This window comes from Moorena sp. SIO3B2, from assembly GCF_010692525.1.
GTDB lineage: Bacteria > Cyanobacteriota > Cyanobacteriia > Cyanobacteriales > Coleofasciculaceae > Moorena > Moorena producens.
The window spans coordinates 19709-46217 of sequence record NZ_JAAHHE010000032.1; the positions used below are offsets into that span (position 1 = coordinate 19709).

Consider the following 26509-nt stretch of genomic DNA (forward strand, 5'->3'; position numbering starts at 1 on the left):
CTGAATCTTAAAAAACTTTAAAGAAGCTCAATTTCCAATAGTTTTGAATTAAGAATGTAGAATGCAGAATGTAGAATTTGGAATTCTACATTCTTAATTCTACATTCTGCATTCTGACAGACAACCTTGGCCTAAAGGCCACGCGTTCGCTGAAAGCGGGACTTCGTCCATCGCGTTCAACCCTTAATCTACCCGCCAGTTAAACGGTAAAATAGAATAAATCCCCTTCGGGTCATTCAAGGTTGTTAAAATTGCCAAATCCTCTTTTAGCTTCAGCAATTCTGTAGTTAGTGGCTCAGGTAATTGTCGGCTTGTGAGCCTAACATCATTACTCAGGGTCTTCAGAATCATTTCCTCGAAACTAGGAATTTTTGGATACTCTTCTACTTTCCAATCATCCTTTAACTTAGCTTGCTTAGCTGCATGCTTAATAGCATCATTAATACCCCCAATCTCATCAACTAAACCGATCTGCTTGGCGTCTATACCTGACCAAACCCGTCCCTGAGCAATGTCTTTAACCTTGCCCTTAGGCAATTTACGTGACTCTGCTACCTTGTCAATGAACTGGTCATAAATCTGATTAACCATGGTTTGGTAGATTGCCAACTCTTGGTCTGTTTTGGGACGGACAGTACTTTGAATATCGGCTAAAGAACCTGTTTGTACAATATCCCAGGTCAGACCATTGTTGTTAGCTAATTCTTGGATATTAAAAAGTACACCAAAGACACCAATAGAACCAGTGATAGTATTTGGCTCAGCAAAAATTCGGTCGCTATAGGTAGAAATCCAGTAGCCACCAGAAGCTGCCACATTGCCCATCGACACAATCACTGGCTTTTCCTCACGGATAAGCCGCACTTCCCGTTGAATAATCTCAGAGGCTGTAGCACTGCCACCAGGACTATTAACCCTTAGCACTACTGCTTTAATATCTTTATCCAGCCGTAGCTCGCGCAGCTGTTTAGCAAAGCGTTCACCCCCCACTTGCTCAAAGTTTCCCTGACCGTCAACAATGCTACCCTCGGCATAAATTATGGCAATTTTATGCTTAGACTTGCGATTTTTAGAGTAAGGACTTTTCGCTCTAGCGTAAGTAGCCAGCTTAATTTTCCGGAACGATTTATCCTTTTTCTTTTCTCCAGTAAGCTCCTTGAGAGTAGCAATCACCTCATCGAAGTATCCAACTTGATCCACCAAACCTTGAGTTTTGGCCTCTGATGCGATCAACATCCCTTTAGTATTAGCGATCGCTTGCAAGGTCTTGGGAGTAATCTCACGACTTTTCCCCACTGTTGTCAAAAATTCATCCCAAAGATCATCTAACAATTCTCGAGTCTGTTCCCGACTTTCAGGACTCAGCTGTTTGAGCAAGAACGGTTCAACTGCGGACTTATACTTGCCAACTCGAACCACCTGAACACCTATACCATACTTTTGGAGAGCTCCGGTCAAAAAAAGTTGGGGAGAGTTCAAGCCATTGATTTCTACAACGCCCATCGGGTTAAGAATTATCGTATCCGCAACCGAGCTAAGATAGTATTCTCGTTCTCCCAAATCCACGTCATAGGCAATAATTTTTTTCCCAGCAGCTCGGAAACGCTCCAGAGCCTCCCTTACCTCCTTGAGATTTGCCAAGCCAGTGTTGCCAACAGTTTTAGATGCGGATCCATCTAGGTAGAGGGCAACAATGCGCTTATCCTTAGTTGCCTTATCTAGAGTATCGAGGACCTTGCGCAAAGGGATGATATTGGTTTGTTGACCCGATAACACCTCTTCAATCACTTCACTGGTGCTTGAGGTAGGATTGGTATCGCTGATATTGACCGATAAATCAAACACCAGCACTGATTTATCTTGAACCTGTGGCCCTGTATCTTTGGATGCTACTGCAATCAGTAGAAACAGGAATCCACTAGTAGCTAAACTAAAAAATAGAATTAAACCGGCAATACTTCCTACTAGGCTGGCAAAAGTTTGTTGGAGAAATTGACGCATTTGGTAAAGGATTAAGGATTAAGGATTAAGGATTAAGGATTAAGCATAAAGGATTAAGGATTAAGGATTAAGCATAAAGGATTAAGGATTAAGGATTAAGGATTAAGGATTAAGCATAAAGGATTAAGGATTAAGGGCGATTCCCGATTCCCGATTCCCGATTCCCGATTCCCTATTCCCTATTCCCTATTCCCTATTCCCTACTCCCGATTCCCGATTCCCTATTCCCTATTCCCTATTATTACTATCCTAACTTTTTCAAAGTGTCGGATTCCTTGAGATCAGACAAAGTAGCATTACCGGTGCAGAATAGAGCGGTAGTGATTTCTGCCATCAACAGTTGCACTAAGGCATCAACGGCATCTACTGACTCAGCTGCTGCTTGCAGGAATGGTAATGCTAGACCAGCAATATCGGCTCCTAATGCGATCGCTTTTGTGACATCCAAACCATTGCGCAATCCCCCAGATGCAATTAGGGGAATGTCGGGGGCAATGGCTCGAATACTGGTAATGCACTCAGCGGTTGGTAAACCCCAGTCACCAAAGGTCTGTCCTAACCGACGCTGATGAGCGGTTAATCCTCGCTCACTTTCTACCTTTGCCCAAGAGGTGCCCCCCGCACCAGCGACATCAATAGCGGTAACACCAGCCTCCAGCAACCTTTGGGCCATACCGGCTGAGATGCCATTACCCACTTCTTTAGCAATCACTGGTACCGTTAACTTACTGCATAAACCATTAATTTTGTCAAGTAAACCCTTGAAATTAGTATCCCCGTTAGCTTGAATGCACTCCTGCAAGGGATTGATGTGCAAAATCAGCCCATCTGCTGTTAACAGGTCAACCACCTTTTGGCATTCTTCTAGTCCATAACTGTAGTTCAGCTGAACCGCACCGATGTTGGCAAATAGGATAATATCTGGAGCTTGGGAGCGCACCGCAAAGGTATGACCAACCTCGGGTTTTTCCACAGCTACTCGCTGAGAACCAACCCCCATGGCTAGTTTGTAATGTTGGGCAACCTCAGCCAGACGAAAATTAATCGTTTTTGCCTGTTCAGTACCACCAGTCATAGAGGAAATCAACAATGGTGCTCCCAAGGATTTCCCGAGAAATGTGGTAGATATGTCAATCTCACTGCGGTTTAGTTCTGGTAAGCAACAGTGAGTGAAGCGGTACCTTTCAAGTCCATTGGTATTGGCACGAAATTGAACATCTTCATCGAGACAAATCCTGATGTGGTCAGCCTTTCGCTGTTGGGTTTGGGTCATAATAATTTGGAAAATAAGAGCAATCTGATCATGATTCAGGCGCTAATTACTTTAATTAATTCCACTCCATCCCGACCATCATTATCGTTTAGATAAACCTTTACCTGTTCTTCGGCGGATGTGGGGAGTAGCTTGCCGGTAAAATCTGGACTAATCGGCAGTTCCCGATGTCCTCGGTCTACTAGCACTAATAATTTAATCGTTTGGGGTCTACCATACTCAAGCACCGCATTTAGAGCAGCACGAATGGTACGTCCTCTATAAATGACATCATCCACCAACACCACTATCTTACGATCAAGATCGAAGGGAATATCTGTTTTTGCTGGGGTGCGAATGCCAATTCGATCGAGATCATCCCGATAAAAGGTGATATCCAACGCTCCCACTGGCACACTGACCTGCTCTAGGGTTTCAATCTGACGTCCTAGCAACTGAGCTAAAGGAACACCTCTGGTATATATACCGACCAGTGCTAGTTTGGACAAATCACTCACTTGTTCGATCACTTGAGATGCCAAACGATTTACTGTACGGCGCAGTTCTTCAGCTGATAGGATTTCAATGGTTTGAGTAGGCATCCTGATTTATTAAAAATTTCAGCAGGATACCCCGCCCACACTCCTATAGTTAGGGGGGGACGGGGCTTTCAAGGTTTTGAGATTATACCAGATGTAAACCTATCACCGTGGAGAAAGAGATGAAAAGGTTTTAGCATCAGCGATTCCATTGGGAAATAAGCCTTTGTCCCGTTGATATCGCTTCAGGGCTGCCTCTGTGGCTGGTCCAAATACGCCATCTTTTAATCCTTTATAGTAGCCTAGGTAAATCAAGCGATTCTGAAGGCTATTCACTCTTGTGCCACTACTACCTCGTTTTAATGGAGTAATGATGCTAGCAGCAACGGCAATTCCAGAAGAATTGCCCCGTAGTGCTGATAAGGTACGAGAGTCAGCAATGCCATTTGCTGGCAGTTCCCGAGAAAGCTGATACTCTTTGACTGCAGTCTCAGTTAGTTTACCATAGTATCCTGTGACTGGCCCTTTGTAGAATCCCAACTGTGCAAGGCGATTTTGCAGTTTTGTCACTGATTGGCCATTGCTGCCTGGTCGCAACTCAGTCACGTTGGTAAGATTATCCTTATCATTAGGATTTTTGGCTAAGTCTGACAAAGTACGAGAGTCAGCAATACCAGTGACTGGTAGTCCCCTCTTACGCTGGAAGTTTCTGACCCCTGCCTCAGTCAAACGACCGTAGAATCCAGTTACTGGACCGTTGTAGACTTTCAACTCCCTCATCCGCTGTTGCAGTTTGGTCACAGCAGTTCCCTTGTTACCTCGCCGTAACTCAGTGGCGTTCTTGATAGAACCACCATTAATTACGAACAATGTGTTTGGTCCAGCAACGCCATCCACAGGTAATCCCTTGGCTCGCTGAAATTTAATTACCGCTGCTTGGGTCATGCGCCCGTAATAGCCAGTGATCGGACCATTAAAAAATCCCAAGGTTGTCAACTTCTTTTGTAGATCGCTGACTACCGTTCCTCTACTACCGCGTTTCAGCTGTGTGTTGCTTGGGAGACGAATATCAGTACCAGCAGTTTTATATAAGGCTGCTAGGGTTTTTGGTCCAGCCACACCATCTATTGGTAGTCCCTTCTTTTGCTGAAAGATAGCAACATAAGACTGGGTTAATATGTCATAGTTGCCAGTAATCCGACCTTTATAAAAGCCAGCCGCTGCCAACTCTTTCTGAAGAGAAGTCACCTGTGCTCCACGGCTGCCTTTTTGAAGTACTTTAGCACTGGCATGAGCAGCGGTACTGAGGATGGTTAGGGCAATTGCGATCGCACTAATCTTGATCCAAGCTGAACTAGGAATAGTGGGACTGTTTAGCCCATCCAACCATCGAATTAAACCATTATCATCTTGCCACTGAAAATTATCCGCGTCTTCATAGGACTCGGCAAGATTAACGCAGACTAAGCTTTCCATCACTTTCCTACCAAATTTTTTTTTATGATAGCCAGTTATCTAGCAATATTTGTATTGTGTTCATAACACTACCATCTTAATAGACATCACTCTTGCCCAAGTCATCCCCAGTTGCCTTCATCGGTCATAACTGCTGATCCGATCATCCCTTTACCCGATCACCCCTTGAGATGATCACTCCTTCACCAATTCCCAGGTAATATCTTTGATCCCAACAATGATCAATCTTTAAGGAGCAATCTTTTAGCAATTTTTCCGGATGTAGTCAATTTCATCCTGGATTTAAGAGTTATAACGGATGTGGTAAAGGTAAATATCCAGGAGAATTACCTTCAAAAGGTAAATCTCCTGGATATTTCCCCCAGCAGTAAGCTGGGGGTTTTTATTGTAATCGCGTCGCACAGTGATCGGATCGCCTCAGAAGTTTTAAACAAGGAATAGGTAAAAAGTAGTTTTCGAGGCTTAAGAGTATTATTAACTACATTTTTTAGCCTGGTCTTGATGCAGGCGTGAGCGACTGCATCAAGACCGGAAGAGAAAAGCCAAGTTTGACAAAGCTTTTAGGAATTTATCCCTCACCATTATTTGTAAATACCCGCGCGCTTATTGCTATAGAGCAACCCAATTCTCTAGATTAATTCCAAAGGGGATGACCATGCCTAATTGTTGTTGGCCCATCCTCAAGTCTGTTATTTTGAGTCTCTTCGGTTTTTTGAGCCCAACCATGAAATCTTTCCGGAGCTAGTCAATTTCCTGCTGGATTTAAGAGTTATAACGGATGTGATCAAAGTAAATCTACTCGATAATTACCCTAAAAAGGTAAATCTCCTGGATATTGCCCCCAGCTGACTGCTGGGGGTTTTTATTGTGATCGCGTCGCACAGTGATGCGATCGCGGATCATAACTGTGCCAAAACCGCCTCTGAGCAACCTGACTCTCTAGATTAATTCCAAAGGGGATGACCATGCCTAATTTTTGTTTGCCAATCCTCAAATCATATATTCTGAGTTTCTTCGGTTTTTTGAGCCCAACCATGACCAATCTTTCCGGATGTAGTCAATTTCGGGCTGGATTTAAGAGTTATAACGGATGTGATCAAAGTAAATCTCCTGGATAATTGCCCCCAGCTGACTGCTGGGGTTTTTTTTGTGATCGGCGCTCCACAGTGATGCGATCGCTGATCATCACTGTGCCAAAACCCCCTCGCTTATCAACCTAAGGATACAAGCCCCTGAATTCATTTATGGAAAAAGACTATTTGAATTGGAGCGAAGCGATGTTTCAATGCCTCGAATTAATTCCTGGGGTATTTTTGAATTTTGAATTGATAATTTTGAATTGGAGCGAAGCGAGTGACCATGCGTAATTTTTGTTTGCCAATCGTCAAGTCTGTTATTCTGAGTTTCTTAGGTTTTTTGATCCCATCTACCTATCAACCACCCACTTATGGGAATAATTATGAGCTAAGTAGCACACAACCGACTCTCCAATCAATTGACAACCGAAACTATACTCAAGCTCAAATTGATTATTTTTTAGAAATTGCCTTAGGCTCGGAATACGGCTCCTCCAATCCTACTATCAAAAAATGGGACAAAAATCTGAGGATTAAGGTTATCGGCTTGCCAACCCCTGAAGATTGGCAGACTTTGTCAACCGTTATTGATGAAATAAATACGATTACCCAAGGTTCAATTCAAATAAATTTTGATGATAATAATCCCAATCTCAAGATTTATTTTGTTCCCGAATACGAGTTTCGTCGCTATGAGCCATACTATCGACCGGTCAATTTTGGGTTTGTTCGCACTTGGTGGAATAACCAAGTTATTTATAAGTCAAGAATTATGATTTCTACAACTAGTATTACCCAAAAGGCACGGTCTCACCTAATCCGAGAAGAGCTCACCCAATCTATAGGACTGATGAGGGATTCCTATAAATACAGAAATAGTGTATTTTTCCAAGGCTGGACTGATACGACCGAATATGCTGAGATTGATCAAGCTGTCATAGAAATGCTATATAGACCAGAAATTCGTCCCGGAATGACTAAAGCAGAAGTGATCAATGTTCTCAATAGCCTCCGGTTTGAGAGGTAATTATACTTGTAAGGTGCGTTAATAACGCACCTTACAAGTAGAGTTACTGGGTAGGTTCTGTGGTATCAAGATTAAGATTAAAAGAATTTAGAGGTAGTGTAAGGACCATAGACCCAATTGCCGCTGCTCAGCTGTAGCCAATTCCCATTTTTAGCAACCACAGGTTTGAGTACAGAGCCACTGCTTACACAGGTAACAGCCTGACCAGTACCAGGACCAGGGAGTGCTTTTAAACAGCCACCATTGGGAGTCTTGACTTTGATTCCTGATTCCAAAGTCGGACTACCGCCACCCCCTTCACTACTTTCATCAAATAATTTAGAGGTAGTATAGGGTCCATAGACCCAATTTCCACTAGTTAACTGTAGCCAACCCCGTTGTTGAGCAACCACAGGTTTGAGTGCAGATCCACTACGGACACAGGCAACAACTTGACCAGTACCAGGGCCAGTGAGTGCTTTCAAACAGCCACCATTGGGAGTCTTGACTTTGATTCCTGATTCCAAAATCGGACTACCGCCACCGCCCTCACTACTTTTATCAACTAATGTAGAGGTAGTGTAAGGACCATAGACCCAATTGCCACTGCTCAGCTGCAGCCAATTCCCATTTGTAGCAACCACAGGTTTGAGTACAGCTCCATTGCTAACACAGACGACAGCTGCGGAAGTATCGCTAGGACCTTTGCGTGCAGTCAAACAACCACCACTTGGAGTCTTGACTTTGATTCCTGATTCCAAAGCCGCAAACACTGGAGCTGTTACACTCAAACTCCCCAGCCAAACCGCACATCCTAGTAAACCGAGCCAAGCAGTGTTGGGAATTTTAAACCAGTTGAGGTTGAGTTCTCTTAGATCTAGATCACAATCAATACCTACTGCTTCTTCATAGGATTCATAGGAATGAGTGTAAGCAAGTACTTCCACGTTTTTCTCCTTTTTTAAGTTTTATTAAGTTTTGAGGCAATTATGATCACAATTCCCCCTAAAGTTGGGGGAAAACTGATGGCTTTGCTATCAGCTGGAAGACCCAAGGGTAATCAGTAATCGGTAATCGGTAATCGGTAACTGACCCAACTATACTTGATGTCATTCTTTTGTTCAGCAACGCCAAATAGATGGCTGGAAAAAGGTTATAATACAATTTCCTACCATAGGGGAAAATTTAAGCAAAAAAAAATAATTCCCTGATTAAACGATAACGTTTTGACACTCCCCGGTCTAAAGACGCGGGGATTCGTTAAGAATCCATAAACGAATCTTACAGGCGTAGTCAAAGCGCCCCTACTGAGTTCTGTCAGTCAGTTCAATCCCAACAGTTCCCGCTACTTTTCTTGCAAAAATTATGCTTTCCAGGTACTACCACTTAGCCAGTTCGGTACGCTCTGCGATCTGCAATTATTTACCCGTTCACAAGAGGATTAGCGCAATGTAATCGTTGAGGGTCGGTATCTCTCCGGTACTAGAGTCGCTTCATCACATAGGCGTCTGCCTTTACTCACATCATCATTATACATTTTTTTTGACGGCAGTTAAAACTGCCGTGTCGCGTTTCCTCCCCGCTTTAAAAAGACGGGGCTACCACGCTCCCGCGTATTTCCGTGTGAAGCGATCGCATAAGCGCGTTTAGATCTGGGTTGTAAACAGACTTTTGGCTGTAAAAGGCATGCATGCAAGAGGCTTGCATGCAAGATGGGAAAGAGCTCCGGAGTTTTATTGTCCAATAACAAAAGACCATACAGGTTTACATATCCTACACGAAAGGCTATATTGCACTAGACAAAAAACCAACCCTATCCCCAGCCAAATTAAAAAGCAATAACGTGTCAGCTCTAAGGCTTGGTCAATTTTGCCTGGTGTGATCTCGTAGGTAGGTTTCCCTAATAAGGGTTTTTGCTTGACAACACCACTGTAAAAATTAGTCCCCCCCAGCTGAACCTCCAAAATCACAGCAAAAGCCGATTCACTCCAGCCAGAGTTAGGACTGGGATCAGCAATAGCATCACGGCGACACAGATGCCAGACCTGCTGAGGTTTTCCAGACATCAAGGCTAGGGTCAATACGGTTAATCGACAGGGTATCCAGGTTAGTAAATCTTCAAATTTAGCACTAAACCAACCTAAATTCGTGTAAGGCTCTCGCCGGTAACCGACCATCGAATCTAAAGTACTGGCAGCTTTATAAGCTAAGGCAAGAGGAACACTACCAACCCCAGGAATCAACGCTCCAACAATGGCATAAAACAGAGGGGCTGTGACCCCATCGGTAGTGTTTTCCGCCACCGTTTCTAGGACAGCTCGTAGGATTTCCGACTCACAAAGATTTTCTGTATCACGACCAACATATTGACTTAATCGAGAACGGGCTAATTTTAATTCTCCAGCAGTTAAAGGCTGTAATACATCCATTGCTGCTGCTCGAAGAGAGCGACCCGCAAAACAACTGGCTAGCAAGATAGTTCCTATGCCTATACCCAAAAAGGGATTGAGCCAGATTCCTAGGAGGACAATAAACCATCCAGCTACTCCACTCCCAATAATTAGTCCAATACCCAACCCAATTCCTGCTAAGCGTCGTTGCCAAGGCTGCTGCCAGAGGTGAATTGCTAACTGAGTGAAGTGAGAGATTACCCAGCCCATAACCTGCACTGGATGGACCCAACCCCAAGGATCACCGATCAGATAATCCAGACTAGCCGCCAGCAGCAAAATGACACCATTAGTATGGTTATTACCCAGGATTTGAACCACTACTTTCTAATTTTATCGACATTCTCTTCCCAGTTAGCCCCATCGAAAGGGACAATGCTAAATTGAGATAGAACATCACCGTCAAGGCAACGTAGGTTGACAGAAATCCCATTGGGATGAGAACGGGGTCGATAGAAAGGATGAATCCCACAGATTTGGCAGAATGTGTGCTTCGCTGTGTGAGTGTTGAAGGTATAACTAGTCAACACTTGATATCCCTTAAGTAAGCTAAATTGCTCAGGGGAGACAATCAGGTGTAAGATGCCCTTTTTTTTACACATCGAACAATTGCAATCAATTGCCTCATGCTTGTTGACAATTACCCGGAAGCGGACAGCGCCACAATGACAGCCTCCCTCATAAGTAATCGGTTCGTTACTCTTTTTCATGCTGACGAAAAATTGATTCAAACAACGAAACTGGTTTCTTCTCCCATAGCGGCTTGCCAACTACGGGCATCATAATAAAGATCGGCAAGAGTTATAGTGTACAATGCTTCTTTAAGCTTTTGATGCAAACGATGCCAAAGTGTAAATGTAACCCAGTCTTCGGCTTGACCAGCGTCTGGGGTATGGTGGGGTAGTGGTTCGATGGTTTCACCCACTGCTTCTAGGATTTTGCCGAGGGAAATTTGTGTGGGTTCATGGGCTAATTGATAGCCTCCTTGAGCTCCACGAACTGACTTGACTAAGCCAGCACGGCGCATCTCAATCAGTAGTTTTTCTAGATATGGAGCTGGTAGACCTTGCCGTTTAGCGATCGCTCTAACCGATGTCGGTCCATACCCTGGTCTTAGGCTCAGATCTAGTAGTGCCTTAACACTGTAGTGTCCACGAGTGGTGAGCTTCATAATAAAATAGCAATCCAATCGGAAAGTGGACGTGGGAGTTAACGGGACAATTTCTTTGAAAGACTAAAGTCGGAGTAAGCATTCAGCGGTCAGCTAATGCGCTACGCGCACGCGTGCGCGTTCAGCTATCAGCTATTAGCATTAAGCTAAGGTGCTTTTGAATAGGCGTTGCAGCACCGCCAAAGGGGGTTCTCCCCATGAGCAACTGCATCAATAAAACAGGTAACCATGTGTTAAATCTGAGTTACATCTGCTGACGGCTGACGGCTGACCGCTGATAGCTGAATGCTTACAAGTCGGAAACGATTTTATGACCTGTTTAAAGATCACGCTCGTTTAAAGATCACGCTCGTTTAATGCACTCAGCTATCAGCATCAAGAGCAGGGGGAACCAAGGAACCCTCTCATCCTGAAGACTATACTTTGAGCGGTATGCTTTTAGCTATCGGCTTCAAGCCAGAAGCTTATATCTTAGACTATCAATGGCTGATAGCTGATAGCCTGTTGGCTGAATGCAACAGCTCAAAGAAACTATAAAATAGTGTCACCCAATGGAGATAGCCATTGACTTGTGACAGGGATGGAAAGTACAGGTGGCTGGTGGGAAAATTGCCTACAAGAGTAGCCCATACTCTTTTAGCAAATTTTCCCGTGACCCTAGGCAATTTTCCTGTGACCCAGATGATCGGAGTTGTTCACGACCTATTCACAACCTATTGCTGTAGTTGAACGGTAGTTAAAAACTGACTATTAACGAACACAGTTGACACTCTGGGTGTAAGATAGTCTCATATACTGATATTAAACTAAGATTTTGTTATCTTAGTTGACAGTCAGTCCAGTAGAAATGCTGGATACCACTTAAGTCCTTAGTATTAGATTCAAGTTGATGGCTAAAAAGAAAAACATGGCTGCTCCGATCGTTCCTCTGCAGGGTCAAGCATTGGTGGCGAAAGTCAAAGACCTAGGTAGCCTGAGCAAAGAACAAAAAGCTAGAGCCTGTGGCTACTACACCGTGACAAAAAACGGAGTAGAGCGAGTCAATATGATGAAGTTCCTCAATGCCCTTATTGATGCCGAGGGGATTGAATTAGACAGCAAAACCAATGGCAATGGTCGTGGCGGACGCAGTGCCAGCTATCGGATTAGTGTGCAGTCTAACGGCAATCTTCTGATTGGCTCGGCTTACACGAAACAAATGGGTTTACAACCAGGGGACGAGTTTGAAATCACCCTGGGACGCAAGCACATTCACCTTAAACAACTTGATCCAACAGAAGAAGAAGCACTTGAGGCATCCTGAGCCGAATAGACAAGGCTTAGAACGCCGTAACCGGTAAATGTGCTGTCGCTCAAAATGTCAGCATTCCGCCGTCAGTTATCAGCATTAGCGCTACTTGAAACGCTGTGCTTGCCAGCCATTCATGATGCCCTCAAGAGAACCAATCCACGAGGCTTTAAACGGTAAGCCTGGTTTGAAAAGGAGCCCATAAGCTTACTCTCTTGATAAACCCAGGCTCCCAAAACATTAGCTGTTTGCAAAGCCGGAAAGTAGCGCGTCAGCTGACTGCTGATAGCTCAATGCCAACCCGATCACTGTCTGTTAAGAAAGCGGTGTATCAATTTCCATCCCCATTTATGGAAACTTCCCAATCTAGCTTTTAATCACTCAATTGGGATATTGTTTAAATAACATCCAGTCAGGGGCATCATCAATTCTTCTGGCTGGCTTCAATTTCCATTACTCAAGGAGACCAGTATTAAGCAATAAGTTGAACTAGATCGGAAATTGCCAAATCTCATGGTCAGAAGACATCAAAATCAGTAGTGAAATATAGGTTCCCCAGAATAAAATTACCATAAATTGTCTATCCCGTCGGGCAACCAGCATCCCTGCTATAACCATGGTTAAAGGGACACAAGCGAAGAACAGCCAGGAGCTGAGGTCAAAAGCTTTTCTAATCCCTAAGTGAAGCATCACAGTAATGGTAGCAACACCTAGCAGACTTAAACCAATACTCCAAAAACGGGGATAAGATTTGCCAGAAGGCCAATGCCAAATGTCTGTGAGTTGGGCTCCACCAGCAAGGGCTAATGCTGGGTAAACTGGCAACACATACCCAGGCAATTTAGTGGCAAGAAGGGAAATGGCGATCAAGTAACCGCCAGCCCATACCAGTACCAATTTAGCCCAGCCCCAATGGCGATTCTGCCAAGCCTGCTGTAACCAGTAGGAAAAGAACAGTAACCAAGGTGCGGAAAATTTTAAGATTTCCCCCAGGTAATACCAAGGCAGGCGATTTTGCCCATCCACTGCTGTCCAGATCGGGCGTAGGGACTGGTAGATAATGGCTGTAGTTGTAGTAACGGCTCTTTGATCCTGTAGCAGCAATGGCACAGTGTACCAAGCAAGAGCAGGACTATAGCCTAGGAGCAATCCCAACCACCAATAAGTAGACGTCAGGAGTCTGGGCGTATCCCATGCTAGAAACAACAGAGCGATCGCTGTGATCAACAATGCCACCAGGATCCCCTTAGTGAGGAAAATCAAGCTTAATCCGATCCCCGCTGCCAGTGACCAGCGTGAGTCCCGACGCGATCGCAACACACACCACATCATCAACACCACAAAGCACAGATTAGCTCCATCCAGGATTGCCATACGCCCATAATGGGCTATTGGTAAGAAAGTTAGGTAAATCAAGCTAGAGAAAATACCCTTCTGACGGCAGGGGAAGATTTCTGTAGCAAGACCATAGACTAGCAGTACCGACAGCACACTGAGCATGGCACTAGGTAAGCGCGTAGTCCACTCGTTGACACCACCAAACTGATAAGCCACCGCAATTAGCCAGGCTAGTAGGGGGGGGTATTCAATTAGGGTTAGGGTTTCACCTTCGAGAGTTGGGTAAAGCCACTGCCCAAATTCCCCCTTTGCTGAAAGTAGTTGAGTCGCAAGATGACTTATGCTTTGCTCTACCCCTTGCAACGAGCCACTGCCCAAATTGATGCTAAACAACAATAGTGCTGCCAGGAATAACCCTAACAGCGACAATCTCTCAATCCAGCGTTGAGTTCTACGTATCCGGTTTCCCGAGCCACCCCAAGTAAACGTTTTATGATCCATAAATTTACCTTTACCTTTACCTTTACCAATAATTCATAATTAAAGCTAGAAGTTTAACAAAAAACCATGAACGAAGCTAATTTTACCGTTCCCCACCAGACCACGAGCCATCATCCAATTTTTCGGTTCTACTTGGGGGATTATCCCAATGCTGCTAGCCATCTTATCTACTCTACTAACCCCGTTGTCTGGTGTTCTTAACCACAGCAGTATACTTTTTACCTTTAACCTTTCAATTATGTCGGAAAACTAATCGTCTCTAACTAATCGTCTCGCGCGAGCGTGAACAGGCAATTCTGTTGAAGCTGTTTACGGTCAGTGATGGAATGTCCGTTGTTGAAGTGACGGTGCTAAACTATCCAGCATGAATTAAAACTGAATTTTTTTTGAAATTACCAATCAACGTATAAAAACCTTTGAGCTATCATTAGTGTGAGCTATGAGTCCAATTAATAATTAGATTGGTGACCAATGGCAAAGTCTGACAACTATACACAATATCAACACAATATAAACAAAACTAATTAGACAAATAGGAGGATGACATGGTAACAGACACTCTCAAACCTCCCCATGACTATTTACAGTGGCTCAATCTTATCTCCGGGAGGAACTGTTGCTCAGCAATCGTTTAAGTAAGGCACAACAGCAAACAGCTTTGCTTATAGTCTTGAGTAATTCAAACTTGAGTTTTTTTCAAGACCTGTTGCCAAAGTTCACGCACTAATCTCCAGAATCCTTACCTGTTCACTGTTCCGAAGTTCCGAAGTTGCCTACTTCTGTAATAAGTCCTATGAAAGTGATACACTACCAGGACACAAAGGGCATGCTTAAGATAGGCTATAGACGGTTTTATTACTGTGACCTATAGCTCAGTCATTGACCATCGACTGCTACGAGCAATGTTCTAGAACTTACCTCAAGTTCAGATTCACTGCTAACCGATCACTTGTTGACCAAGCCAGCCCATGGAGTTGAACACAGAATAATGAGGAATTTCTACCTAAGTTGATCACTTGCGACACTTACGCATATGGAAAGCTCATTTGAACTAACCCTACAGATGGTTATCGCCATCTTCGCTGGGATCAGTGCCCAGGTAATGGGTGAGTATTTAAAAATTCCCAGCATTGTCTTTTTGCTGATGTTTGGCACTCTACTCGGACCAGATGGCTTCGGTCTTTTGCACCCACAGAAGCTAGGGGTTGGTCTAGAGGTAATTGTTGCCCTCTCAGTGGCAGTTATTCTGTTTGAAGGAGGGCTCAACCTAGATCTGCGGGATCTGGGCAAAGTTTCTGGTAGCCTGAGAAATCTAGTTACCATAGGAACACTGATTACCCTGTTAGGAGGTGGCATGGCGGCTCACTGGCTAGGGGAGTTTCCTTGGCCAATTGCTTTTCTCTATGCCTCTCTAGTGGTGGTCACCGGACCAACGGTGATTAGTCCTCTGCTAAAACAGGTGAAAGTGGATCGACGTGTAGAAACCCTTCTAGAAGGGGAAGGGGTTCTCATTGATCCAGTCGGGGCAATTCTGGCAGTGGTTGTCCTGGACACAATTTTAAATAGTGATGCTGGTGCAAATGCAGCATTTGTCGGTCTAGGTCTTCGTTTGAGCATCGGTGCTGTGATTGGGGGCTTAGGGGGCTGGTTAATGGGGTTTCTTCTCAAGCAAGCACGCTTCATCTCAGAAGAACTCAAAAACTTAGTCGTACTGGCTGGCATGTGGGGTTTGTTTGGCTTGGCTCAGATGGTTCGCTCTGAATCCGGTTTGATGGCAACTGTAGTCGCTGGAGTAGTTTTGGGAGCCTCTGACCTGCCTGAAGAGCGCTTGTTGCGACGCTTCAAGGGACAATTAACTGTCCTTGGGGTTTCCATGTTATTCGTACTGCTCTCCGCTGACCTCTCCATCGCCAGTGTGTTTGCCCTAGGCTGGGGCAGTATCTTTACCGTCTTGGTGTTGATGTTGGTGGTGCGCCCCATCAGTGTGGTGGTTTGTACTTGGAATAGTGATCTCAATTGGCGGCAAAAGTTATTTGTGTCCTGGATTGGTCCTAAGGGAATTGTCAGTGCTTCTGTGGCTTCCTTGTTTGCGATTCTCCTAACGGAACGGGGGGTTAATGGTGGTGACTCGATTAAAGCCTTGGTATTCCTGACAATTATGTTGACGGTAGTTTTACAGGGTTTGACCGCTCGCTGGGTCGCCAAATGGCTAAAACTTAACCCAGAGGAGGAGGCAACTGGTGCTGTAATCATCGGTTGTAATCCGATGAGCCGTCTGATTGCTCGTTTGTTTCAAGAGCGAGGAGAGTCTGTTGTCCTTATTGATACAGACCCAGAAGCGTGCCAAAAAGCAAGGGACGAAAATCTGCGGGTTTTCCAAAGCAGTGGTTTGGATGTGGATGTTCTAGAAGAAGCTGGCATCGAATCGGTGGGAACGTTCCTAGCAATGACCAAGAATGGTGAGATTAACTTGGTATTGGCTCAACGAGCAGTGGAGGAGTTTAATCCACCGCGAGTCTTAGCTGTGTTTCCTCGTGACCCCCAAGTCAATAGCAACAACAATAAAACTAAGGTTAATCAGGCGTTCATGCCACAACTACCTATCAAAACTTGGATCCAGTACATTAATGATGGGCAAATCAAGTTGGGCAAAACCACTCTCAAGGAAGCTGGATTTGGTTTTCAGCGAGCTCATCTACAAGCCTTAATTCGCTCTGGAGAACTGGTACCCTTGCTAGTGGAGAGGGAAAAGAGTTTTCAAGTGGCGAGTGGGAATGAAGATTTGCAAGCGGGAGATAATATTATTTACTTGCTCCATGACCCTAGACCAAAACTTCTGAAGCGTTTATCCGGTGGGACTTCTTCCTCTCGTCTGGCTCTGGAGAAGCTACCCAAAGTCGAGGAATTGCCAATTTCTACAGGGGCATCGAATTCAACAGTAGATGAAAGTGTGAATTAGCTGTATAGCAAAGGGAACAGGGAACAGCGGATCTGGGACTAAGCAATATGGCATAACAAATTATCACAATTCCTACACGGATACCTGTTGCACCTAGAAGCCAAATAATGGTATTAAAGGATAATGGTATTATTTGGTTGATAATCCAATAAAATTCCCAAAATATATCAGGTTAAGTCCGTTGCAAGTTAATTTCATAACTTGCTTTTTTTTTGCCATAAAAGAGATTGACTTTACTAGAAATGGAGACGGGTTTAGTCCTAAATCCCAAGACTTGAGGTTTTGGTGCTTTTTCTAAAAAGTTAACTCCAATTACCCTAGACCAATGATCACGTAAAACTTTAATCAATTTCTACCCTTTTGAAGAGTTTTTATCTAAGTTGCTAGTCTACCTTCTGGTAAGTTTTTAACGATTATAAATGCGATGCTCCTTTTGAGCCGCTACGCGATTGGCCGTAGGCCACGCTAAAAGCGATGCTCCTTTTGAGCCGCTACGCGATCGCAAAAAATCCCCACCAGATTCTGGTAATCTCAGAACCATGGATGAAAATTGCATCGCTACTATAGCACTAGTTATAGTAGCGATGCTGTCCCTAATGGGGAGGGGCTGTGTGCGGAACACCGCGACGCACCTCGTAAGCCCCGTGGAAACCACAACCGTTCTTCCCCACACTTCCCACACTTCCCACCCTCCCTGTTCCCAGAGCCCTGGGAATTTTGCAGAGGTACTAGAGGTTAGCCGTCGGCGACAAGTCCCGGTATCGGACTTGATTTTTTCGACCCATCTCTATTTGAGTTGCTCGGTGTTGATTTTCTGGATGTTGAATCTCGCCATCATTGCTGAGCAGAGCAATAACTATGAAAGCTATTGCTACGCAAACAAAGATTACTGATCCAGGACGACTTTCGTTGATATAGCGTTCACGATTGCACTTTAGGCAGACGTAATGATCTGCGTTTTGAGAATCCTGAATCCAGGCACAATAAATCTGATCGCATTTCATGATTATAACCCTGCACTCCAGACTAGAATAAAGAGAATATCTCGCAAAGTTAACCAAAGCTTGACAGTAACCTATCAGCTATCAGCCGTCAGCCGTGAGCTAAAGGCTCACGCTACTTGAGGTGCTTATTTTATTCAAAACCACCTCAAGTAGCACCTCAAGTAGCGCATAAACTGTTCGCGTAGAGTGGCCTACGGCCAATGGCTGATAGCTGATAGCTTACGTCACAATTGCCAGATTTTATGTCAGGTTATTGTTGACTTTGCGCTGCTGAATATGCACCCTTTAATAATGATAAAATCAGAACGAAAAATCAGTAGCAAATCGAAAAAAGTAAACTTAATGCACTTTTTTCGCTTCTAATAGTTAGATGCGTATATCTTGATTATGTGACAAAAAGTTTGGCTGTAAGCATTCAGCCGTCAGCGGTCAGCTGACGGCTGAATGCTTATTTTATTCAAAAGCACCTCAAGTAGGGTGGCAAAGACTTCGACGCTGGGACGTAAGGCATAAGCTGATAGCTGTTCGCGCAGCACCTCAAGTAGCGCATTAGCACCTCAAGTAGCACCTCAAGTAGCGCATTAGCTGTTCGCGAAGCGTGCGCGTAGCGCATTAGCTGATAGCTTAGCTGATGGCTGTTCGCGAAGCGTGCGCGTAGCGCATTAGCTGATGGCTGATAGCTGATGGCTGTTCGCGTAGCGTGCGCGTAGCGCTTAAGCTAATAGCTGAATGCTTACGTTTTGCTTCCAAAGATAAGTTTGACGTACTTATAGCAATTCTAAGACTCATGAGGTACACAGGATTTTTTCTCACTCCCCCCGTTACCCGCGCCCTGGTTAAGCACTCCCCACACTCTTAACCCTACTCCGATTAACCCAGGACGAAGTACCTCACCCAATTGATAACTTGATAACTGCTATATTTGCCTTTAATGTGCCCCCAAAAATAGCCTTATTTCGGGTCGCTACATCCAGAAAATTATAACGTCTCAAGGTTTCTAAAGAAAATTTTCCTCAGTTTTTTCAAAGCGCGACTTCCCCTCTGACGCACCCTGTTAATAGTTTTTCTGCTAATGGCAGTGTCTGGGTACAACTCTAACGATATCTGCTCCCAGCTCATATCACCAAAGAAGCGCATCACCACTAGTTGGTAAAAGTCCGGCTTGGTTTGCTTGAGTTCCTTGAGGGCTAAAGCTAGCATCTGTCCTAGTGTGCCATCACAGTAAAGGTCGTCCCTTGGGCTAGCAAAAATTTGGCTTTGGATCATCGGCTCAAGTTTCTGGATGGACTTTTTTTCCGATAGTTCCCTCCTTTTCTTTTGCAAAATAATGCGCTCCCCAACTTTCTTCGCCCACGCCTCGGGGTTTTCAATCCGGCGTTCTAAGCGCTCGACTTCCGCTGCCTTCTCCCATACCTGGCTGAGGATGTCGTCCGAGTCACACCGATGCTGCAATTTGCACCTGCACAAGAGGTTGTAATAGTAGCCTTTGAGATACTGGACTTGTTGAGGACCTAAGGGCGTTAATCCCCAGTTTTTTGGTGTTAGAGGACTCATGCATTTACCTCAGTATTACATAGTGTTGATTGGGTGCATCTTTTTGTTGTAAATTTATAACGAGGACGATGCAGCCCCTCCCCATGAGCGACTGCATCAAGACAGTGAGATGCACCCTGTTTATTTGGCTTGTCTAGACTCTAAGCAATCATTAAGCGACAGATCTCTTCCATGTGCGCGTTTGAATTGCTCCAAATAGCTGCTGGCTTGCACTCACTGATCTTGGTTACCCAATTAATATTGTCTGGTGGGGTACCAAATCTAAAGTGCAGGGTGACCAGATCTTTGGAGGAATTATTAGCCATTAGGTGACGTTGCTTGCGGTCAATGCAAACCAGTTGATTCTCCCCAAACAGCTCGCCAGGTCTGGAGGGCATTTTGTCAGGCTCTAGGCACTCGTCCTGGTTAGGGAAGCGATGGGTCATTTCTCCTTTGTAGACGAGGATGGCATCTAGGGACTGACCGTGGTGGTGGGCAATGGTACCTTGCCCCGGTCTCCAGCCAATCATATAAATGGTCAGGGCTGTGGTTTGAAAAATGGCTTTGCGCGAGAAGTGTTGTTCATCAAAGCTGATATATTGGTCGAGAAATCTGTGCTTCAGTTTGGTTTGGGTTACTAGTTCCTTAAAAGTTTCAAACGTCACTTGATGGGAGGGAACCCGCGTAAGATTATAAGCAAGATTCTTGATGGAAAGGGAACTCACCACCAAGTCGTAATCAGGTATTGCCCCGGTGCTGAGTTGGTAGTCAATTAACTGATCTGCTTGGCATAGCCAATAGTTTAGTTCTTGGTCGTACCTGCTATAGCTTAGGATCTCTGTGATGCTTTGAGCATCTTCTGATGACAACTCAGGTTGGGTCACTAGGCGACAGTACTCTTTGAGCAGCTTGGCTAGCTGTTGGTCGCAGCTGCCAAAAAGGTTTACGTGGTAGTTAGTTTCCATAAGTTTTCAATTTGTCATTTTCTTTCCCTCCATAAACTAAAGATGCACAAACAGGCAATATGTGACATCAGCCTCTGAATGCAGATCGCCAGGGTGCATCTCATATTTGTAAAAAAGAAGGTAACTGTAGAGAGTGTGGGGCCCGGGCGCGGGGAGTGTGGGGAGCGTGGGGCCCGGGCGCGGGAAGTGTGGGGTGCATCTGACACTGATTACAAGCTGATTTTATCGGTCTAAATCACTGCCCACCCTACGATTAATTTTCTTAAAAATCTAGACAAATAAAAACTAGTTGATAGTAATTTGATGTCGGTGGGCAGGGGTGCATCTCATTAAAGCTTTTTGACCCAGTGGGTGCCATGGGCATCTTGGTGGAATGGGCATCTTGGTGGAACGGGCATCTTGGTGGAACGGGCATCTTGGTGGAACGGGCATCTTGCTGTGGAATGGGCATCTTGCTGTGGAATGGGCATCTTGGTGGAACGGGCATCTTGGTGGAACGGGCATCTTGCCCGTTTCATTCCCAGTCGGGCTGTCCTTACACTGCCAAAGAAGCGGAAAATGAGTGCGAGCCCTTGGGTGGTGCGTTACGGGGCGGGCTGTCCTAACACTGGCGCTCGGTGTTGAACATGAGGCCAATCCCGCCCCTAACCCACCCTACGCAACTCCCCCAAAACCCCTCATTTTGATAAAAACTAAACGAAATTAAATACAGAATCGTTCAAATCCAGACCCATGGGCGAGTTTTCTATCAAACCAATCAAATCATTTGAACCGGAACTTTCCTGGATAGCGTAAATTCCTAGTCCCTGAACCACATCCCCAGAATCAAGGGTGACAAGGGTTTCTTCCAACTCATAGCCAGCAGGATTTGCGTTGAGTTGAATACTATCCTGAAAGAGATTCAAATCTGTGATGATAGCAAAATCACTCTCGCCTAGATCGTCATAGTATGCTTGATTAGCATCACCAAGCACAAATAGATCTCCTCCAGAACCACCAGTTAACGAGTCAATTTCGTCCAAACCGGGTCTTATCGCAAGGGGATTAACACCAACGAGAATATCATTGCCATCACCCCCAAGGAGAGTATCATTACCTATGCCACCCTCAAGGGAGTCATCGTCATTGCCACCATCTAGTAAGTCATTACCAGCATCGCCAAACAGTTCGTCAGTGCCGCCACCCCCCCAAAGGGTGTCATTTCCGGGGATAATAATTATAGGCTGCTCTCCTGGAGCATTGCGATCGCCAAATAGCCGATCGTATCCACCTCCACCACGCAGTTGATCATCATCACCCAAACCAAAGATTCTGTCGCTGTTGTTTGTGCCAGGTAGCACATTAGGATTGCTATTACCAAAAATATCTGCCATTTTATTGTCCTCCAAATTTAATTTGATTGTTTAGTTCATCAAGGGTTTAGGGTCACATCAAGTAGATGACACCAAACTGGTTGTCAGTAACTTCTCCCTCTGCACCGACGGTAAAGTTAGAAGTAATAAAGCCCCTAGCGTTTTCAAACACACCAGTTCCCTTCATAAGACGCCAACTCACGACTCCATGACTCACCCCTTCCTCTGGGCTAGGGCCAATAGCTCCCTGACCCACTGTTCCAAATCTGAGGCTATTTCCCTGACCGAAGGTAATCGTTCCACTCTCGGTGAAAGTGTTGTCAGTGAGAAACTCCACTGTGGAAGAGAATTGTGCAACACCTCCTTCCACAGTCTGGATCTGTGCATCAACACCTTGCTTAACGACAGATGTGATCTTGGAACTGGGTGCGTGGGTTGTAGCTTTGAGAACTGTTCCTTGATCGTTCTGGGGGACAGCTTGCCCAGAGAACTGAAGTGCATAGATAATTTGTTGTGGCATTTTTGGTTACCTTGATAAGTGATTAATTGGTCGAAAAAGTTGAGTTACTACTTAGGAAATTCTGGGTTGCCTAAGTCATGTAGATCTTGGGAAATATTGAGCAATCAGTAATTGGTAAGATTTGGGAATTACAAACTACCAATCTGACCATCAGGCCTGTCACCTGGATTGCTAGGATTATTGCTCGGTAAATTGTTGTTACCACCACTAATATTTGCTAGTAATTTTTCAGGAATTTTCTGCAAAATTTGTTCAGTTTTTTGTGACTTTTGGCTAGATGGATTAGTATTTTTTGTGTTGCGTTTCATGATGGAAATACTCCTGTTTGCTTTCACTGCAATTACTTACTCATTCAGTATGGCGTTGCCCTCAAACTATTGACCATAGGAAAAAATCAGGTATTTCAACACCTGATAAAAATCTTGCGGATAATAATTTATAGTAAAAAGTCAGCTTAAATCAGGTCTCGGGACATCAATTTAGCTATCCCTATCTCCCTGCCTAGGATGGTTGCAAATCTCGCGTATTTCCTCTTGTTCGGGATGAATCGCCAGATAATCCCCCAGCCACTCACAACCTAGTTGCATCAAATCATCTAATTCTAAATCTAGGTTCCAAAGCTTGACTGTGCCATCCCTACTAGCAGAAGCCAGGAGTTTTCCATCTGCGCTAAAACTAACATCCTCTACCCGACCAAGATGACCTTCTAGAATTCTCAATAAAGAACCATCTTCCACACGCCAAAGTTTTACTGTGCGGTCAAAACTACCAGAAGCCAGCAATTTGCCATTGGGGCTGAAACGCAAACTTCTGATCCAAATGCCATGACCGGGAAGTTCCTTAACGATAGTACCATCTGAGTTATTCCACAGCTTAATTCCCCTATAGCCACCCCCAGAAGCTAACAATTTGCCATTGGGACTAATACTGATAGTGGCTAACCAACTGTCAATATTATCAAAAACTTTGACCATCCTACCATCTTCTACTTGCCAAAATAGGATGCGACCATCAAAACTAGCAGTGGCAATATTTTGACCATCGGGGGTGAAACTCAAATCCCGAATGGAATGAAGATGACCTTTAAACGTTCGCAATAATTCCCCATCTTGCACGCGCCAGAGTTTGATGGTTCTGTCGTCACTACCGGAAGCTAAAATCCTACCATCGGAGCGAAAGGTAATACTTCTGACATTACTAGTATGACCAGTCAACGTGTATATTTCTTTACCATTGTCAACATCCCAAAGCTTTACCGTATTGTCTAAACTGGCAGAAGCAAGAAGCTTACCATCGGCACTGAATTTAACTCGCCAGACATCGTCGGTATGACCTGTTAGGGTTTTGTTTAAACTGCCATCTGAGGTGTTCCACAGTTTTATCCTATGGTCATCGTGACCCGAAGCTAGTAATTGATTATCAGGACTAATAGTTACTCCCCATACTTTGGTGCTACCAAAACCAAAACGTTTGGGTTCAAGGCCATCTATATTCCAGAGAGTGATTGTACTAGGGTAGCTACCAGAAACAAGTATTTTTTGATTATTAGGGTGGAAACTTACGGTGGTAACACGACCTTGTGGACCAACAAACGTTTGGGGTTCTGCCTCCAAGTTTTCCAGATTCCAAAGTTTGATTGTACCATCATCAGCACAAGAGACTAGCAGCTTACCATCTCGACTGAAATTTACTCCCCAAGTTGTTCCTTTGTGTCCCTTAAGAGTAGTGATTTCTGTGCCATCTTCTAGATTCCAGAGTTTGATCGTAGTGTCCTCACTGCTAGAGGCAAGGGTTTTACCATCCGCATTAAAATCAACGTTTCTGACACCAGACTGATGACCTGTTAGGGTTCTAATTAAGCTACCATCTTCTACATTCCAAAGCTTAATGGTGTTATCTGAATTCGTGGAAGCTAGTATGGTTCCATCAGGACTAAATTTCACCGAGGTAACCCAGGAATTATGAGCCCGAATACTGGTTACTAGGGCTTTTGTTTCTACATCCCAAAACTTAACCCAACCCCTAGAATCAGAGGAAGCAAGCAGTTTACTATCGGGACTAAAACTAAGACCCCTAACCCAGGTGTTATTGTGGGCAAGGATGGTTTTAGCTAAGCTTCCCGTTGCTACGTTCCATAATTTGACCGTACCGTCTTTACTGCCAGAAGCAACTAATTTTCCATCGGGGCTAAACTGGACATTGACGATCTGTTCGCTATGACCCCTAAGAGTATGCATTAATTGACCTTGGGAATTCCAAAGTTTGACCAGTGTATCTCCCCCTCCAGAAACCAGTAGTTGACCATCGGGACTCCAACTGACCATGGAAATTGGACCATTATGGGCTTCCCAGCGATTATATGCTTTTACCTTTGTGATTGCTTGTCGCAAGGTATCTATAACCTGTGCTTGTGCTGGTTTAGTAACTGGAGCTAATTTATGGAATTGTTGTAACTCTTTTAATTGTTGTCCTGCTTTGATCGCTTCAATTAGCCCATCTAGAGGGCTTGATACTAGGGAAATTTGGGCTTTGGCACTGGTTAGTAACACTTGTGCTTCTAAGCGATCGCGTCTTGCTTTCCCCAATTGTAATCCGGCAATTCCTGCTGCTACTAAAGAAATTGCTAAAATTGCTCCCCCAATACCTATTGTTTTCTTGGCTTTCTTTTGGGCTAACGTTAAAGTATCATTGGCTTTAGCTAAGATGCGACTTTCTTCTGCTTTAACCGCTAAACTAGCTTCTACTTCTCGTTTCTCGAAATCCTGAGAAGCAGCGAGGAAACGATAATCAAGGGGACTCAAATTTTGGCGTTCTGCCCAGCCTAGGGCATCTTGCAGGGCTTGACCTTGCAGTAAGCGGGATTCATCCTGATAATCAGACTTCACCCAAGCCTTGAAGTCTTCAGAGTAGGGGCGCAGTTTCTCTAATTGTTTCTCAACCCACTCTCTATTAAAAATATGCTGATAAATACGGTTGTAACCTTTTAATTGTCCCTGCTGCTGAACCACTAACCCCGACAGTCGCAACTCGGTTTGCTCGGAACTGCCATCAGCAACAATTTCTCCTTGCTGTAAAATTTGCTGATATACTCCCAAAAGCTGACCAACACGCTGCTGGTTACGGAGAATGCGATCGCGTATAGTTCGCAAATGCTCTGGTTCGTCCTGGGCTTCCCAATTTTCAATGATGCGCCTTTGAACGATCTGCTCAATGGATTGGGAACTGAGAATACTCCTACTGTTGGTACTTTGAGCCACCAGCTGACATAACTTTTGGGTCAGAAATGGTTGCCCTCCTGTCCAGTTCAATAGTTCCTGAACCACTGCTTGGGGATTATCTACCTTACCCTCTAATCCTTGAGCTAATGGCTGTGTTTCGGGGAGTTCAAATCCACGCAGTTCAATCGCCTTACCAATATTAAAGGGGGTTTGAGTTTTATCAGTAATTAAATCACTAGGAGTTGCCACCCCTAACAGGGCAAATGTGAGCCGTTGGTAGGCGAGATTATCTACTCGTTGATTGTAGAAGAATCGAATCAGAGCAAAAAAATCATCTACGGAAAAATTCTGGCTCAGAACTCGGTCAATTTCATCGACGAAAATGACAATTTTGTGCTCAACCAGAACCAGCAGCACTTCCTCAATGAATAGATTCAACCGTTGCACAGGGGAAAGCAAATCCCGCTGCTCCCGCCACCAGCTGCGCCATTTAAATTGTTTGCTGAGCTGGCAACTACTCACGATAGAATTGACAATCCCAGCATACCACTTTTCTGGGGTTACATCCTCTTTGCCAATCCCGGTCAGGTCAATAAAACCACAGAGGATTCCTTCTGCTTGCAGCCTTTTCATTGTCCGCACCCGCAAGCTGGATTTACCCATCTGTCGCGAGTTGAGTACATAACAAAACTGACCCGCTTTCAAGCTTTGGTAAAAGTCTTCGTCGGCTTGTCGCGTTACGTAGCTGGTGGCATTAACTGGGAGACTGCCACCAACTTGATAGTTAGAGTTTGATTTTGCTTCTGTCATGTTTGCTGTTTCATTAGCTGATAGCTGACAGCTGTTCGCGCAGCGTGCGC

At 44.6% G+C, this 26509-nt stretch carries 25 protein-coding genes; 6 read left to right on the forward strand and 19 right to left on the reverse strand.

Annotated features, from left to right (window positions below; translation table 11 throughout):
• Nucleotides 1-183: 183 nt before the first annotated feature.
• From sppA to F6K38_RS10725, 5 genes are all read right to left on the reverse strand, one after another.
• Nucleotides 184-2001: a signal peptide peptidase SppA gene (gene sppA / locus F6K38_RS10705; protein ID WP_287247983.1), complete on the reverse strand. Its 1818-nt coding sequence runs from the start codon at nt 1999-2001 to the stop codon at nt 184-186.
• Between the two features lie 244 nt (nt 2002-2245).
• Nucleotides 2246-3274, reverse strand: a complete 1029-nt coding sequence (gene fni, locus F6K38_RS10710) for a type 2 isopentenyl-diphosphate Delta-isomerase (RefSeq protein ID WP_287247985.1) — start codon at nt 3272-3274, stop codon at nt 2246-2248.
• Nucleotides 3275-3309: 35 nt separating this feature from the next.
• Nucleotides 3310-3855: a bifunctional pyr operon transcriptional regulator/uracil phosphoribosyltransferase PyrR gene (gene pyrR / locus F6K38_RS10715; RefSeq protein ID WP_008184410.1), complete on the reverse strand. Its 546-nt coding sequence runs from the start codon at nt 3853-3855 to the stop codon at nt 3310-3312.
• Nucleotides 3856-3957: 102 nt separating this feature from the next.
• Nucleotides 3958-5268: a peptidoglycan-binding domain-containing protein gene (locus tag F6K38_RS10720; RefSeq protein ID WP_287247988.1), complete on the reverse strand. Its 1311-nt coding sequence runs from the start codon at nt 5266-5268 to the stop codon at nt 3958-3960.
• Nucleotides 5269-6130: 862 nt separating this feature from the next.
• A complete protein-coding gene (locus F6K38_RS10725) occupies nt 6131-6304 on the reverse strand; it encodes a hypothetical protein (RefSeq protein WP_154659792.1) in 174 nt (57 codons plus the stop codon).
• Between the two features lie 323 nt (nt 6305-6627).
• Here F6K38_RS10725 and F6K38_RS10730 point away from each other — a divergent pair, with 323 nt between their 5' ends.
• Entirely contained in the window at nt 6628-7371 is a 744-nt protein-coding gene (locus tag F6K38_RS10730) for a DUF2927 domain-containing protein (protein WP_008184401.1), read from the forward strand.
• A 77-nt stretch (nt 7372-7448) separates the two neighbouring features.
• On the opposite strand, the gene F6K38_RS10735 is transcribed toward F6K38_RS10730, so the two are convergent.
• The 4 genes from F6K38_RS10735 to F6K38_RS10750 form a co-directional block, all read right to left on the reverse strand.
• The gene (locus tag F6K38_RS10735) at nt 7449-8297 is read right to left on the reverse strand and encodes a hypothetical protein (RefSeq protein WP_287356584.1); all 849 of its coding nucleotides are present in this window, start codon (nt 8295-8297) and stop codon (nt 7449-7451) included.
• A 786-nt stretch (nt 8298-9083) separates the two neighbouring features.
• Nucleotides 9084-10121, reverse strand: coding sequence for an adenosylcobinamide-phosphate synthase CbiB (gene cbiB / locus F6K38_RS10740; RefSeq protein ID WP_287356586.1), 1038 nt, complete (start codon nt 10119-10121; stop codon nt 9084-9086).
• Nucleotides 10121-10510: a GFA family protein gene (locus tag F6K38_RS10745; protein WP_008184398.1), complete on the reverse strand. Its 390-nt coding sequence runs from the start codon at nt 10508-10510 to the stop codon at nt 10121-10123. The genes cbiB and F6K38_RS10745 overlap by 1 nt, the downstream gene beginning before the upstream one ends.
• Nucleotides 10511-10527: 17 nt before the next feature.
• The gene (locus F6K38_RS10750) at nt 10528-10971 is read right to left on the reverse strand and encodes an Rrf2 family transcriptional regulator (protein WP_008184397.1); all 444 of its coding nucleotides are present in this window, start codon (nt 10969-10971) and stop codon (nt 10528-10530) included.
• 889 nt (nt 10972-11860) lie between these two features.
• On the opposite strand from F6K38_RS10750, the gene F6K38_RS10755 reads away from it, so the two are divergent.
• Nucleotides 11861-12274 carry an AbrB family transcriptional regulator gene (locus F6K38_RS10755; protein ID WP_008184396.1) on the forward strand — a complete coding sequence of 138 codons (414 nt, stop codon included), beginning with the start codon at nt 11861-11863 and terminating at the stop codon, nt 12272-12274.
• Nucleotides 12275-12313: 39 nt separating this feature from the next.
• Nucleotides 12314-12439: a hypothetical protein gene (locus tag F6K38_RS10760; protein ID WP_287251184.1), complete on the forward strand. Its 126-nt coding sequence runs from the start codon at nt 12314-12316 to the stop codon at nt 12437-12439.
• 309 nt (nt 12440-12748) lie between these two features.
• On the opposite strand, the gene F6K38_RS10765 is transcribed toward F6K38_RS10760, so the two are convergent.
• A complete protein-coding gene (locus tag F6K38_RS10765; RefSeq protein ID WP_008184393.1) occupies nt 12749-14098 on the reverse strand; it encodes an ArnT family glycosyltransferase in 1350 nt (449 codons plus the stop codon).
• 66 nt (nt 14099-14164) lie between these two features.
• Here F6K38_RS10765 and F6K38_RS10770 point away from each other — a divergent pair, with 66 nt between their 5' ends.
• Complete coding sequence (locus F6K38_RS10770) at nt 14165-14299, forward strand: hypothetical protein (RefSeq protein ID WP_267872031.1); 135 nt, start codon at nt 14165-14167, stop codon at nt 14297-14299.
• An 832-nt stretch (nt 14300-15131) separates the two neighbouring features.
• Nucleotides 15132-17057 carry a cation:proton antiporter gene (locus F6K38_RS10775; RefSeq protein ID WP_008184392.1) on the forward strand — a complete coding sequence of 642 codons (1926 nt, stop codon included), beginning with the start codon at nt 15132-15134 and terminating at the stop codon, nt 17055-17057.
• 406 nt (nt 17058-17463) lie between these two features.
• On the opposite strand, the gene F6K38_RS10780 is transcribed toward F6K38_RS10775, so the two are convergent.
• From F6K38_RS10780 to F6K38_RS10800, 5 genes are all read right to left on the reverse strand, one after another.
• Entirely contained in the window at nt 17464-17613 is a 150-nt protein-coding gene (locus F6K38_RS10780) for a hypothetical protein (RefSeq protein ID WP_154659791.1), read from the reverse strand.
• Between the two features lie 172 nt (nt 17614-17785).
• Nucleotides 17786-18061, reverse strand: coding sequence for a hypothetical protein (locus tag F6K38_RS10785; RefSeq protein ID WP_008184390.1), 276 nt, complete (start codon nt 18059-18061; stop codon nt 17786-17788).
• Nucleotides 18062-18685: 624 nt separating this feature from the next.
• Nucleotides 18686-18850: a hypothetical protein gene (locus F6K38_RS10790; RefSeq protein ID WP_287251188.1), complete on the reverse strand. Its 165-nt coding sequence runs from the start codon at nt 18848-18850 to the stop codon at nt 18686-18688.
• A 189-nt stretch (nt 18851-19039) separates the two neighbouring features.
• The gene (locus F6K38_RS10795; RefSeq protein WP_287356588.1) at nt 19040-19615 is read right to left on the reverse strand and encodes an RNA polymerase sigma factor; all 576 of its coding nucleotides are present in this window, start codon (nt 19613-19615) and stop codon (nt 19040-19042) included.
• Between the two features lie 140 nt (nt 19616-19755).
• Complete coding sequence (locus tag F6K38_RS10800; RefSeq protein WP_287251190.1) at nt 19756-20559, reverse strand: cupin domain-containing protein; 804 nt, start codon at nt 20557-20559, stop codon at nt 19756-19758.
• Between the two features lie 347 nt (nt 20560-20906).
• On the opposite strand from F6K38_RS10800, the gene F6K38_RS10805 reads away from it, so the two are divergent.
• Nucleotides 20907-21164, forward strand: a complete 258-nt coding sequence (locus F6K38_RS10805; RefSeq protein WP_287356589.1) for a hypothetical protein — start codon at nt 20907-20909, stop codon at nt 21162-21164.
• 87 nt (nt 21165-21251) lie between these two features.
• On the opposite strand, the gene F6K38_RS10810 is transcribed toward F6K38_RS10805, so the two are convergent.
• The 4 genes from F6K38_RS10810 to F6K38_RS10825 form a co-directional block, all read right to left on the reverse strand.
• Nucleotides 21252-21932: a calcium-binding protein gene (locus tag F6K38_RS10810; RefSeq protein ID WP_287263182.1), complete on the reverse strand. Its 681-nt coding sequence runs from the start codon at nt 21930-21932 to the stop codon at nt 21252-21254.
• 52 nt (nt 21933-21984) lie between these two features.
• Nucleotides 21985-22431: a hypothetical protein gene (locus tag F6K38_RS10815; protein ID WP_008182654.1), complete on the reverse strand. Its 447-nt coding sequence runs from the start codon at nt 22429-22431 to the stop codon at nt 21985-21987.
• Nucleotides 22432-22559: 128 nt separating this feature from the next.
• Nucleotides 22560-22739 carry a hypothetical protein gene (locus F6K38_RS10820; RefSeq protein WP_008182657.1) on the reverse strand — a complete coding sequence of 60 codons (180 nt, stop codon included), beginning with the start codon at nt 22737-22739 and terminating at the stop codon, nt 22560-22562.
• Between the two features lie 171 nt (nt 22740-22910).
• Nucleotides 22911-26459, reverse strand: coding sequence for a WD40 domain-containing protein (locus F6K38_RS10825; protein WP_008182660.1), 3549 nt, complete (start codon nt 26457-26459; stop codon nt 22911-22913).
• Nucleotides 26460-26509 lie beyond the last annotated feature (50 nt).

Excerpts from the sequence above, each read along its gene's own strand:
- sppA (WP_287247983.1), bottom strand. The coding sequence starts at position 2,001 with ATGCGTCAATTTCTCCAACAAACTTTTGCCAGCCTAGTAGGAAGTATT.
- fni (WP_287247985.1), bottom strand. The coding sequence starts at position 3,274 with ATGACCCAAACCCAACAGCGAAAGGCTGACCACATCAGGATTTGTCTC.
- pyrR (WP_008184410.1), bottom strand. The coding sequence starts at position 3,855 with ATGCCTACTCAAACCATTGAAATCCTATCAGCTGAAGAACTGCGCCGT.
- F6K38_RS10720 (WP_287247988.1), bottom strand. The coding sequence starts at position 5,268 with ATGGAAAGCTTAGTCTGCGTTAATCTTGCCGAGTCCTATGAAGACGCG.
- F6K38_RS10725 (WP_154659792.1), bottom strand. The coding sequence starts at position 6,304 with ATGGTTGGGCTCAAAAAACCGAAGAAACTCAGAATATATGATTTGAGG.
- F6K38_RS10730 (WP_008184401.1), top strand. The coding sequence starts at position 6,628 with ATGCGTAATTTTTGTTTGCCAATCGTCAAGTCTGTTATTCTGAGTTTC.
- F6K38_RS10745 (WP_008184398.1), bottom strand. The coding sequence starts at position 10,510 with ATGAAAAAGAGTAACGAACCGATTACTTATGAGGGAGGCTGTCATTGT.
- F6K38_RS10750 (WP_008184397.1), bottom strand. The coding sequence starts at position 10,971 with ATGAAGCTCACCACTCGTGGACACTACAGTGTTAAGGCACTACTAGAT.
- F6K38_RS10755 (WP_008184396.1), top strand. The coding sequence starts at position 11,861 with ATGGCTAAAAAGAAAAACATGGCTGCTCCGATCGTTCCTCTGCAGGGT.
- F6K38_RS10765 (WP_008184393.1), bottom strand. The coding sequence starts at position 14,098 with ATGGATCATAAAACGTTTACTTGGGGTGGCTCGGGAAACCGGATACGT.
- F6K38_RS10770 (WP_267872031.1), top strand. The coding sequence starts at position 14,165 with ATGAACGAAGCTAATTTTACCGTTCCCCACCAGACCACGAGCCATCAT.
- F6K38_RS10775 (WP_008184392.1), top strand. The coding sequence starts at position 15,132 with ATGGAAAGCTCATTTGAACTAACCCTACAGATGGTTATCGCCATCTTC.
- F6K38_RS10780 (WP_154659791.1), bottom strand. The coding sequence starts at position 17,613 with ATGCAATTTTCATCCATGGTTCTGAGATTACCAGAATCTGGTGGGGAT.
- F6K38_RS10785 (WP_008184390.1), bottom strand. The coding sequence starts at position 18,061 with ATGAAATGCGATCAGATTTATTGTGCCTGGATTCAGGATTCTCAAAAC.
- F6K38_RS10790 (WP_287251188.1), bottom strand. The coding sequence starts at position 18,850 with ATGAGTCTTAGAATTGCTATAAGTACGTCAAACTTATCTTTGGAAGCA.
- F6K38_RS10795 (WP_287356588.1), bottom strand. The coding sequence starts at position 19,615 with ATGAGTCCTCTAACACCAAAAAACTGGGGATTAACGCCCTTAGGTCCT.
- F6K38_RS10800 (WP_287251190.1), bottom strand. The coding sequence starts at position 20,559 with ATGGAAACTAACTACCACGTAAACCTTTTTGGCAGCTGCGACCAACAG.
- F6K38_RS10810 (WP_287263182.1), bottom strand. The coding sequence starts at position 21,932 with ATGGCAGATATTTTTGGTAATAGCAATCCTAATGTGCTACCTGGCACA.
- F6K38_RS10815 (WP_008182654.1), bottom strand. The coding sequence starts at position 22,431 with ATGCCACAACAAATTATCTATGCACTTCAGTTCTCTGGGCAAGCTGTC.
- F6K38_RS10820 (WP_008182657.1), bottom strand. The coding sequence starts at position 22,739 with ATGAAACGCAACACAAAAAATACTAATCCATCTAGCCAAAAGTCACAA.
- F6K38_RS10825 (WP_008182660.1), bottom strand. The coding sequence starts at position 26,459 with ATGACAGAAGCAAAATCAAACTCTAACTATCAAGTTGGTGGCAGTCTC.